General features: G+C 66.3%; 9 protein-coding genes. All 9 read right to left on the bottom strand.

Going from position 1 to position 9,584, the window contains the following annotated elements:
- Nucleotides 1-215: 215 nt before the first annotated feature.
- On the bottom strand, nucleotides 216-911 hold the full coding sequence (locus ACWGRX_RS24885) for a GntR family transcriptional regulator (RefSeq protein ID WP_452119737.1): 696 nt from the start codon (nucleotides 909-911) through the stop codon (nucleotides 216-218).
- A 112-nt stretch (nucleotides 912-1,023) separates the two neighbouring features.
- Nucleotides 1,024-1,941 (bottom strand): polysaccharide deacetylase family protein, encoded by a 918-nt coding sequence (locus tag ACWGRX_RS24880; protein WP_452119736.1) that lies wholly within the window; start codon nucleotides 1,939-1,941, stop codon nucleotides 1,024-1,026.
- 13 nt (nucleotides 1,942-1,954) lie between these two features.
- Nucleotides 1,955-2,665, bottom strand: coding sequence for an SDR family NAD(P)-dependent oxidoreductase (locus tag ACWGRX_RS24875; RefSeq protein WP_452119735.1), 711 nt, complete (start codon nucleotides 2,663-2,665; stop codon nucleotides 1,955-1,957).
- Nucleotides 2,662-3,648 carry an agmatinase gene (speB, locus tag ACWGRX_RS24870; protein WP_452119734.1) on the bottom strand — a complete coding sequence of 329 codons (987 nt, stop codon included), beginning with the start codon at nucleotides 3,646-3,648 and terminating at the stop codon, nucleotides 2,662-2,664. Before speB ends, ACWGRX_RS24875 begins: the two co-directional genes overlap by 4 nt.
- 49 nt (nucleotides 3,649-3,697) lie before the next feature.
- Nucleotides 3,698-4,504: an SDR family NAD(P)-dependent oxidoreductase gene (locus ACWGRX_RS24865; protein WP_452119733.1), complete on the bottom strand. Its 807-nt coding sequence runs from the start codon at nucleotides 4,502-4,504 to the stop codon at nucleotides 3,698-3,700.
- Between the two features lie 9 nt (nucleotides 4,505-4,513).
- Entirely contained in the window at nucleotides 4,514-6,253 is a 1,740-nt protein-coding gene (locus ACWGRX_RS24860) for a dipeptide ABC transporter ATP-binding protein (protein ID WP_452119732.1), read from the bottom strand.
- Nucleotides 6,246-7,094: an ABC transporter permease gene (locus tag ACWGRX_RS24855; protein WP_452119731.1), complete on the bottom strand. Its 849-nt coding sequence runs from the start codon at nucleotides 7,092-7,094 to the stop codon at nucleotides 6,246-6,248. The genes ACWGRX_RS24860 and ACWGRX_RS24855 overlap by 8 nt, the downstream gene beginning before the upstream one ends.
- Nucleotides 7,091-8,068: an ABC transporter permease gene (locus tag ACWGRX_RS24850; RefSeq protein ID WP_452119730.1), complete on the bottom strand. Its 978-nt coding sequence runs from the start codon at nucleotides 8,066-8,068 to the stop codon at nucleotides 7,091-7,093. The genes ACWGRX_RS24855 and ACWGRX_RS24850 overlap by 4 nt, the downstream gene beginning before the upstream one ends.
- Nucleotides 8,069-8,070: 2 nt before the next feature.
- A complete protein-coding gene (locus ACWGRX_RS24845) occupies nucleotides 8,071-9,582 on the bottom strand; it encodes an ABC transporter substrate-binding protein (RefSeq protein WP_452119729.1) in 1,512 nt (503 codons plus the stop codon).
- Between the last annotated feature and the right edge of the window lie 2 nt (nucleotides 9,583-9,584).

Below are 9,584 nucleotides of genomic sequence, written 5' to 3'. Positions count from 1 at the left end.
GGAAACGACCCCGAAATCCTCGGATGCAGCGCCTCACAGGCGAAATCTCAGCGATGACCGTGCCGCAGCGCCCTGCCGCGAGAGCGGCTTAGTCCATTGGCGCGGCGAAGTCTCTGACATTAGTTTTTGGCCCTACCGCATCGCAAAAGCCGGCCACGCGACGTCGTCAGGTATCCCTGTTCTGGCTTGTTCGCGACGGCCACATCGGAGCGACGTCAGGCCAGGTTTCGTTCCAGCAGGCACTGCTTGATGAATTCGTGCGTGCCCTCGATGCTGGCGCGGGCCATCTGCGCGGCCTTCTCCTCGTCACGGTCGAGCAGCGCCTTCACGAGGTTTTCGTTCGCCCTGACCGAGTTCTCGCGCGCGGTCCGCGAGCGGTTATAGGCCAGGAAGCGATAGCGGAGCGCCTGCTTGTGAATGGTGCCTAGAAGTCGGATCAGCGGCCGGTTGTGCGAAGCGGCGAAGAGCTTCTGGCTCATCTCGACATTGACCCGGAAATGCTCGCGGACGTCGTCGCGGTCGAGCGCCTTGATGCAGGCCTGATGGGCGGCGCTGATCGCCTTGATCTCCTTGTTCGTCGCCGTCTGGGCAGCGAGTCGTGCGGCCATCGATTCGAGCGAGATCCGGCAGACATAGAGCTGATCCAGCTCGGCGACGGTGAGCGCCGAGACCCGAACGCCGCGCCGTGGCTCGCGCTCGACCAGGCCGTCGCGTTCGAGCAGTCGCAGGGCCTCGCGGACCGGTGAGCGGCTGACGCCCATCTTCTGGCAGATTTCCTCCTCGGTCAGCCTGGCGCCGTCCGGAAGCTCGCCATAGATGATCGCTTCCTCGATGATCGGCGCGACGCTTCGCGCGTAGATCTGCGGCACTTCCACCTGGACCGTCGGCAACTGGAAAGCGTCTGCGGGCATTGGCGGGTCAAAAGCTCGATCTGCGGGCGTTGGAAGGCGGATATATAGGCGGCGCTGTGACCCGCCAAGGGAAGGCGAAGGTCGGATCACTTCAGATCCGACCTCTCCGTTTCTAGCGCGGGCTGGCTCGCGGGAGGACGCGCCCGATCGGCTCGGCATATTGCGGCAGCTTTTCGATGCGCGGCGTGTGGAGTCCCTTGTCGATCAGCCCCTTCACATAGGCGGCGATCTCCTCGAGCGGCGCGAACCAGACCTCCCCCGTCTTCAGCTGAGCCTCCAGGAACTCGGCAAAGACGTGCCAGCGCGCCAAGCGGCCGGTGGCGAAGGGATGGATCACCGGAACCCAGAGCGCGCCATAGAGCTTGGCGATCTCGAATTCCTGCCGGAAGATCTCGAAACCGTGCCGCGGCGCCCGGATCGGCATCATGTAGTTGAGGTCCATCGACTGCACATATTGCGGCCAGTCATCCATCCCCCAATGGCTCGGCATTTCGATCAGTCGGCCGCCATTGGCGCGGCTTTCGATCACATAGGGAATGTCGTCGCCCATCAGCGAGGCGTCGTAGTGGAAGCCGCGCTCGAGCAGCAGATCGAGCGAATCCGCAGAGAAGTTGTAGAGCGGCGCGCGCCAGCCGCGCGGGCGCCGACCCGTCATCCGCAGATGCACCTCAAGCCCGGCGTCGAGCCAATGCGCCTCGTCGGCCCGTGTCTGCGCCACCGGGTTCTCGTGGATGTAGCTGTGATGGGCGATCTCGTTGCCGCCGGAGAGGATCGCCTCGACAGCTTCCGGGTATTGCTCCATGCACCAGGCCGGGATGAAGAAGGTCTGGCGCAGGCCGAGCCGGCGATAGGTCTCGACGATGCGCGGGATCGCCACCGTCGGCCCGTAGCGCAGCATCGAGATCGCCGAGACGCGGCGATGGCCGTCATTGGGATGGTCGACATGGATCAGGCTGTCGGCATCCATGTCGAAGGTCAGGCAGGCCGCGCATTTCGCGCCGTTCGGCCAGGGGATCGGGTTGCTGATCATCGCGCGGGCCTCGTCATGTCATCGCCGCTCCGCCATTCACCGACAGGCAATGCCCGGTCATGAAGCTCGCGCCGGGCCCGCAGAGGAAGACCACCGCGGCGGCGATCTCCTCCGGCTGGCCGAGGCGGGCGAGTGGGTGGGCGAGCTCCAGCGCCTGCTGTTCAGGTGTCATCTGGTCGAAGCCGAGCAGTGGTGTGTCGGTCGGGCCGGGGGCGACGGCATTGACCAGGAGGCCCGGGGCGAGCTCCCTGGCCCAGGACCGGGTCAGGCCGATGACCGCTGCCTTGGTCGCGACATAGACCGAGGCGTTCTGCCGGCCGAGCGTCGCGAGTTCGGAGGATAGGTTGACGATCCGCCCACCTGTCCCGAGCCACTTCAGCGCCTCTCGCGTCACCAGAATGAGGCCGCGGAGATTGACCGAGAGATGCAGGTCGATATCGGCCGCAGAGACTGCGGCCAGCGGGGCTTCGCGCATGATGCCGGCAGCGTTGACGAGGATGTCGATTCCGCCCAGCCGCTCGGCCGCGTGCGCCGTGCCGGCGATGATCTCCTCCTCGTTGCGCAGATCCGCCCGCTCGATCGCAAAGGGCAGGTCGCCGGGCGCGGCCCGGTCGAGGCCGACGACGTTCGCACCGGCGGCCTGCAGCGCCTGCGCCGAGGCGCGGCCTATACCGCTCGCCGCGCCCGTTACCAAAGCCCGCTTGCCGGAAAGCTCCCGGCTCATCGCCCGCCCCCGTCGCGGGCGTGCAGGATACGGCCGATGAAGTTCATCAGGATCTGGGCGGCCAGGATCGCGGTGCTGCCGGTATGGTCGTAGTCGGGCGCAACCTCGACGAGGTCGACGCCCACGACGGTGCCGCGCCTGGCGAGGCCAGCGAGCAGTTCGAGCACTTCGTAATACTGGAAGCCGCCATGCGAGGGCGTGCCGGTGCCGGGTGCGATCGAAGGGTCGAAGCCGTCGATATCGATGGTGACGTAGTAGCGTTTGCCGGCCGGGATGCGCGCGAGTACGCCCTCGATGCCGAGCTTGCGTAGCTGCCGTACCGAGAGGATGTCGGAGCCCATCCGGCGGGCATCGTCATAGCCTTCCTTGGCGGTCGACGAGACGTTGCGGATGCCGATCTGGGTCAGGCCGGTGACATAGGGTTTCTCGGCGGCGCGCCGCATCGGGTTGCCATGGCCGTAGCGAACGCCATGACGTTCGTCGACGAAGTCGAGATGCGCATCGATCTGGACGAGATGAAGGTCGCCATAGCCTTCGAAGGCGTTGATGCAGGGGATGTTGATCGAATGATCGCCGCCGAGCACGACCGGCAGCGCACCGGCTTCGAGGCATTTGCGGACGCCGTACTCGATGTTGGCATGGCTGTTCAGCGTATCGGTGTGAATGATGTCGGCGTCGCCGAGATCGACCAGCTTCAGGCCCGCCGGCAGGTAGACGACATCGTCCTCATGGTCGTAGGCGCCGCCATGGCCGAAGGCGAACAGCGTCGATGCCTCGCGGATCGAGCGTGGCCCCAGGCGGGCGCCGGCGCGCCACTGCGTACCGAAATCGAAGGGCGCGCCAAGCACGGCGACATCGGCGTCGATGCTGTTCCAGTCGGCGTGATAGGGCCATTTGCCGAAGGTGCAGATGCCGACGAAGGGCAGGTTCAGGCGACCGGTCTCGTAGCTGTTGCGCGGCGTGGCGTTCGCGTCGCTGCTCATCGTCATCGTCCTCCAGGCGGGCCGTTCGAGCGGGGTGTTCTGATCGGGTTCAGCACATGACCTCTCCGCGATCGACCATCAGGGCCTGGCCGGTCATGTTGCGGGCCGCTCGCGAGGCCAGGAACAGATAAGTCTCGGCGACATCATCCGGCTCCATCAGCCCCGGCAGGACCTGCTTGGCGACGATCTCGGCGAGCAGCTCGTCTTGCGGACGCCCGCTCTCCTGCGACATGCGGGCAAGCGAGCGCATCGCGGCACCGGTCCGGACCCAGCCGGGGCAGACGGCGTTCACCCGGATGCGGCGCGGCGCCAGCTCCTTAGCGAGGGTGCGGGTCAGGCCGATGCAGGCGTGCTTCGACGCGACATAGGCCGAAAATCCCGCCTCGGCTGTTCTGCCCCAGATCGAGGCGGTGTTGACGATCGCCCCGCCATTCGCTCCGAACAGTGGCAGGCAGGCCTGTGTCGCAGCGAAGGTGCCGCAGATATTGATGTCGACAATGCGCTGGAAGGCGCCGGAGACCTCCTGCTCGACCGGGGTCAAGAGCTCGAGACCGGCATTGTTGATCAGCACGTCGAGGCCGGCGAGCCCGCTCAGGGCCTGCGTGAGCTGTACCCGGTCCGTGATGTCGGCGACGGCGCTGCGTACCTCCGAGCCGGTTGCGGCCGCAAGACGGCCGGCCGCTTCATGGACCGCGCCGTCCTCGGCCAGCACAGTGACCGCTGCGCCGGATCGCGCAAATGCCTCGGCAATCGCATAGCCGATGCCGCGGCTCGCCCCGGTTACGAGAACGCTCCGCCTTGAGAAATCGAAGCGGCATTCGGGCAGGTCCAGGGGCGGGAGCGTGGCCTGTGGCATGGTCGCCGCTCACTCGCTCAGAACGAACTGGGGGGCAGTTCGGCCTTGCGGGAGAGCGTCCAGCGTCTTGCCGGGGACTGCAGCGAGCAGCGCCTTCACATAAGGGTGCGCGTCGTCCTCGAACAGCGACTCGACGCCGCCGGCATGGCAGATTTCGCCCTTCAGCATCACGACGGCCCGGTCGGCGATCTGCCGGACGACGCCCAGGTCGTGGGTGATGAAGAGAAAGGCCAGGCCGCGCTCGGCCTGTAGCCTGCGGCAGAGATCGAGGATCGTGCCCTGCACGGACACATCGAGCGCCGAGACGGCTTCGTCGCAGACGATCAGGTCCGGCTCGGTGGCGAGCGCCCGAGCGATCGCCACCCGCTGCTTCTGTCCGCCGCTCAGTTCGTGCGGATAGCGCTCGAAAAAGGCGTGGGGCAGGTCGACGCTGGTGAGCAACTCGCGCGCCAGAGCGCCGGCCTCGGCCGTGGATCGCGCCCGCCCATGGATCAGCAGCGGCCGGCAGAGCGTCTCGCCCACCGTGCGGCGACCATTGAGCGATCCATCCGGGTTCTGGAAGACGATCTGCAGCCGCCGCCGCAGGGACAGTGGTCGGTCGTGGACACCTTTGGGACAGGGCGCGCCATCGAAGACGATGGCGCCGCCATCAGGCTTTTCCAGCCCGAGCACGCATTTGGCGACCGTGCTCTTGCCCGAGCCGCTCTCGCCGATCAAAGCGACGCATTCACCACGGCGGATGTCGAAGGAGACATCCTTGCAGGCGACGGTGGCGTTGCCGCGGCTGCGATAGACCCGTTGCAACTCGCGAATGTCGAGGATCGCTGTTGCTGCCGGGCGTTCGGTCGGTGCCGGTGGCAGATAGCGTCGTTCGGAAGGCGGTTCGATCAGGATCTCGGCGCCCCCGGCTTCCGCTTCGGCGCGGATCGGCTCGAAGCTGTGGCGCCGGTAGAGATCGGGGATCGCGGCGACGAGGCGCTGCGTATAGGGCTCGCGCGGTTGCCGGAGCACGGCCGCGGCGTCGCCTTCCTCGACCATGCGCCCGCGATACAGGACGAGCACGCGATCGCAAATGTCGGCGACGACGCCGAGGTCATGGCTGACATAGAGGATCGCCACCCCCGTCTTGGCCCGCAGATCGCGCACCAGATCGAGGATCACCGCCTGGGTGGTGACGTCGAGCCCGGTGGTCGGCTCGTCCATGATCAGCAATTCGGGCTCGAGGGCGAACGCCATGGCGATCACCGCCCGCTGAAGCTGTCCGCCGGAAAGCTGGTGGGGATAGCGCTCGTAGATCCGCTCGGGATCGGGCAGATGCACCTGCTTCAACCAGTCCAGGGCACGCTCCCTGGCGGCGGTGCGCGCCAGGCTGAAATGGTGGCGCAGCCCTTCTGCGATCTGCTCGCCGACGGTATAGGCCGGGTTCAGGGCCGTCTGCGGCTCCTGATAGACCATGCCGATCCGCCGCCCGCGCAGGCGGGCCCATTCGACCGGGGAGAGGGAGAGCAGGTCCTCGCCACGGAAGCGCAGCCCGCCGGTCGCTTTGCCGGCACTGCCGAGATGACCGAGCACGGCGTAGCCGAGGCTGCTCTTGCCCGAGCCGGATTCGCCGACCAGGCCGAGGATTTCGCCGGCCCGCAGGGTCAGCGACAGCTCCTGCACCGCTTTGATCCGGAGGGCGCCGAGATCGTAGGTGATGTTCAGCTGGTCGATGCTCAGCACGGTTTCAGTCGTTGCGGGCTCAGACATGGGACACCGCCCGGCGCATGCGCAGCCCGATCCATTCCTGCAGGAAATCACCGACCAGATTGACGCTGACGACGGAGAGCACGATCGCCCCGGCCGGACCGAACAGCATCCACGGCGCGGCGGTGACATAGGACGCGGCTTCCGAGATCATCAGACCCCAATCGGGCGTCGGCGGCTGCAGGCCGATGCCGAGATAGCCGAGCGCGCTGATGATCAGGATGGCGTAAGAGAAGCGAAGACAGGCCTCGACCAGCAGGTTCGGCCAGATGTTCGGCAGGATCTCGCGAAAGATCACTGAAACCTGGCTCTCGCCGATCACGCTCGCGGCGGAAACGAACTCCAAGTTTACGACGTTGAGCACGACGCTGCGAGTGATGCGGGCGGCGCGCGGGGCGAAGATCAGGATGATCGCCATCAGGATCGCCGCCGGCCCGCTGCCGACTGCGACCATCACGAGCATGGCGAGGATCAACGAGGGCAGGGCCATGACGGCGTCGCCCAGCCGCATCAGCAGTTCGTCGAGCAGGCCGCCTTTGTAGCCCGCCACCATGCCGATCAGGGCGCCGATACCGACGCCGAGCACGGTCGCTGCGGCGGCCAGCGACAGTGTCGAGCGGCCGCCGATCAGGGTCCGGGCGAGGATGTCACGGCCGAGCTGGTCGGTGCCGAGCCAGTGTTCGGCGGTCGGGGGCGACAGGATCGCGTCGATCGCCATCGCCTCGCCGTCGATGCCGAGCACGGTTGGGGCCAGGAAGACGACGGCGCCCAGGATGGCGATCAGGCTGCCGCCGATGAGCAGGCCGAGATCCGTTCCGTGCAGGAGGGATGGGCGCCTGGTCATCGCGCCGTCCGCAGCCTGGGATTGAGGATGAGATAGGCCATGTCGGTCAGGAAGCTCGCGATGATGTAGACTGCCGCCATGGTCAGCGTGCAGGCCTGGATCAACGGGATGTCGCGGTTCTGGACGGCGAAGATCGTCAGGCGGCCGAGGCCAGGATAGGAAAACACCAGCTCGACCACGACGACGCCGCCGATCAGATAGCCGACATTGATGCCGAGCACGGTGAGCGTCGGCAGCAGCGCGTTGCGCAGCGCATGCTTGAACACCACCGTTCGCCGCGGCATCCCCTTCAGCACGGCTGTGCGGACATAGGGAGCCGCCAGAGCCTCGATCATCGAGACCCGTGCGGTGCGCATGACATGCGCCAGCATGATGAAGGTCAGGCTCAGTACAGGCAGGATCATGTGGGCGAGCCAGCGGCCGATGCCGTCGCTCGGCGACGCATAGCCCGAGACCGGCAGGATGCCGGCGAAGGCCAGGATAAGCACGCTGCCGGTAACGAATTCCGGCATCGAGATGCCGACCAGCGACAGGCTCGACAGCAGCCGGTCGGTGGGCCGGCCGCGCTTCAGCGCCGCCAATGTGCCGAGCCCGACGCCGATCACGAAGACGAGCGCCAGCGACATCGCCGCGAGCGTCAGCGACAGCTTCAGCCGCTCGAGCAGGATCGGCCCGATCGGCAGGTTCATGCGTGGGGATTCCCCAAAATCGCCCCGCAGGATGCCACCAGCCCAGCTGAAGAACTGGACGATGGCCGGCCGGTCGAGCCCGAGCTTGGTCTGCAGCGCCTCGATCGCTTCCTGGGAGGCAAACTGGCCGAGGATCAGGTGCGCGACATTGCCCGGCATGAGCTGGGTTGCCGCAAAGACCAGCACGGAGGTGAAGACCAGCGTTGCGAGCGCCCAGAGGACGCGCGTTGCGGCCATGTGCAGGAACACATGGCCGCCGGGGGAGCGGGCGCCCGAAGCGGCCATGGTCAGGACAGCCGGGCTTCGCGGAAGTCGACCCATTTCAGCGGGCTGACCGGCAGATTCTGGACGGTCTTGGCGCGCGCCGTGGCGTAGTTGGCGAAATAGGGGATGACGGCCGGGCCGTCGAAGGCCAGAATCTCCTGGACCTTTGCATACTTGGCCTTGCGCGACTCCATATCGAGATCGCTTCGTGCCGCGTCGAGAAGCTTGTCGAGCTCAGGGTTCGAGTAGTTGTACTCGTTCCACGAGCCGGAGCTGTGGAAATAAGGATAGAGCTGCTCGTCGGTGGTCGGCCGGCCGACCCAGTTGCTGACGAAGAAGGTTTCCTTCTTCCAGACCTCGGCGTTGAAGCGATCCCACGGCACCTGCTGGATCTCGACCTTGATGCCGATCGCTTCCAGCATCGGCTTGATCACCTGCGCGGTCTCGATGCAGCCGGAGCGCTCATTGGAGGCGAAGAGCCGCACCTGAAAGCCGGCTTCGTGTCCGGCCTCCTTCATCAAGGCCTTGGCCTTGGCGACGTCATAGGCCGGTGCCTTGGCGTCCGAGCGCATGGCGCTCGACGGCGGCACGGGCGTGTCCTGTGCCACGACCCCGCGGCCCTGCAGCACGAAGCGCATCACCGCCTCGCGGTTGATCGCATGCTTCACGGCGCGGCGTACCCGCGAGTCGTTGAAGGGCGGGCGATCGCTGCGCATCACGATCGGCTGGAAGGAGGTGCTCGGGATCTCGGTGAGCTGAACGTTAGGCAGCTTGCCCACCACCGGAATCAGGCTGCTCGGCACGTCCCACATCATCTGGGTCTCGCCCGAAGACAGGGCAGACTGCTCGGCCGCCTGGGCCGGATAGCTGACGAGCCAGACCTCGTTGAGCTTCGGCAGGCCTTCCATCCAGTATTCTTCGTTCCGGACCAGCTTGAGATGCTGGCCGGGCACCCATTCCTTGTACTTGAACGGACCGGAGCCGACCGGCTTCTGGTTCAGGTTCTCACTGGCGTCCCTCGGGACGATGCGTGAGAAAGTTCCGGTCATGATCGCCGGGAAGTCGGCGAACGGTCCTTCGAGCACGAATTTGACGGTCGAGGCATCCTCCGCCGTCACGTCCTTGATCGGACCGATGGCGCGCCGCCCCGGCGAGCCTGCCTTGGGGTCGAGCACGCGCTTGATGCTGAACACCACATCCTCGGCGTCGAGAGCACGGCCATGATGGAAGCGCACGCCCGAGCGCAGCTTGAAGATCCAGGTCTTCCCGCCGTCAGGGCTCTCCCAGGAACTGGCGACGCCCGGGATCGGTTTCAGGTTCTCGTCGAGGCGCGTCAGGTTGTCATAGATGGTCTGCGTCGCGACATACTCGTCGCTCGATACGGTGAAGGCGGGGTCGAGGCGCACCAGCGCCGAACGGAAGCTGACCTTGAGAATGCCGGAGCTCTGAGCCGAGGCTCCGAGGATCGGAAGGCCGCCGAGCGCGGCTGCTGCGCCGCCGCCGAACAGGGCGAGAAAGTCCTTTCGCGTGATCATTG

It is taken from the genome of Allobosea sp. NPDC055594 (assembly GCF_053618995.1).
This window is presented reverse-complemented; position numbering and strand designations above follow the sequence as displayed.

Coding starts and splice junctions, on each gene's coding strand:
- ACWGRX_RS24885 (WP_452119737.1), bottom strand. CDS start 911: ATGCCCGCAGACGCTTTCCAGTTGCCGACGGTCCAGGTGGAAGTGCCG.
- ACWGRX_RS24880 (WP_452119736.1), bottom strand. CDS start 1,941: ATGATCAGCAACCCGATCCCCTGGCCGAACGGCGCGAAATGCGCGGCC.
- ACWGRX_RS24875 (WP_452119735.1), bottom strand. CDS start 2,665: ATGAGCCGGGAGCTTTCCGGCAAGCGGGCTTTGGTAACGGGCGCGGCG.
- speB (WP_452119734.1), bottom strand. CDS start 3,648: ATGAGCAGCGACGCGAACGCCACGCCGCGCAACAGCTACGAGACCGGT.
- ACWGRX_RS24865 (WP_452119733.1), bottom strand. CDS start 4,504: ATGCCACAGGCCACGCTCCCGCCCCTGGACCTGCCCGAATGCCGCTTC.
- ACWGRX_RS24860 (WP_452119732.1), bottom strand. CDS start 6,253: ATGTCTGAGCCCGCAACGACTGAAACCGTGCTGAGCATCGACCAGCTG.
- ACWGRX_RS24855 (WP_452119731.1), bottom strand. CDS start 7,094: ATGACCAGGCGCCCATCCCTCCTGCACGGAACGGATCTCGGCCTGCTC.
- ACWGRX_RS24850 (WP_452119730.1), bottom strand. CDS start 8,068: ATGGCCGCTTCGGGCGCCCGCTCCCCCGGCGGCCATGTGTTCCTGCAC.
- ACWGRX_RS24845 (WP_452119729.1), bottom strand. CDS start 9,582: ATGATCACGCGAAAGGACTTTCTCGCCCTGTTCGGCGGCGGCGCAGCA.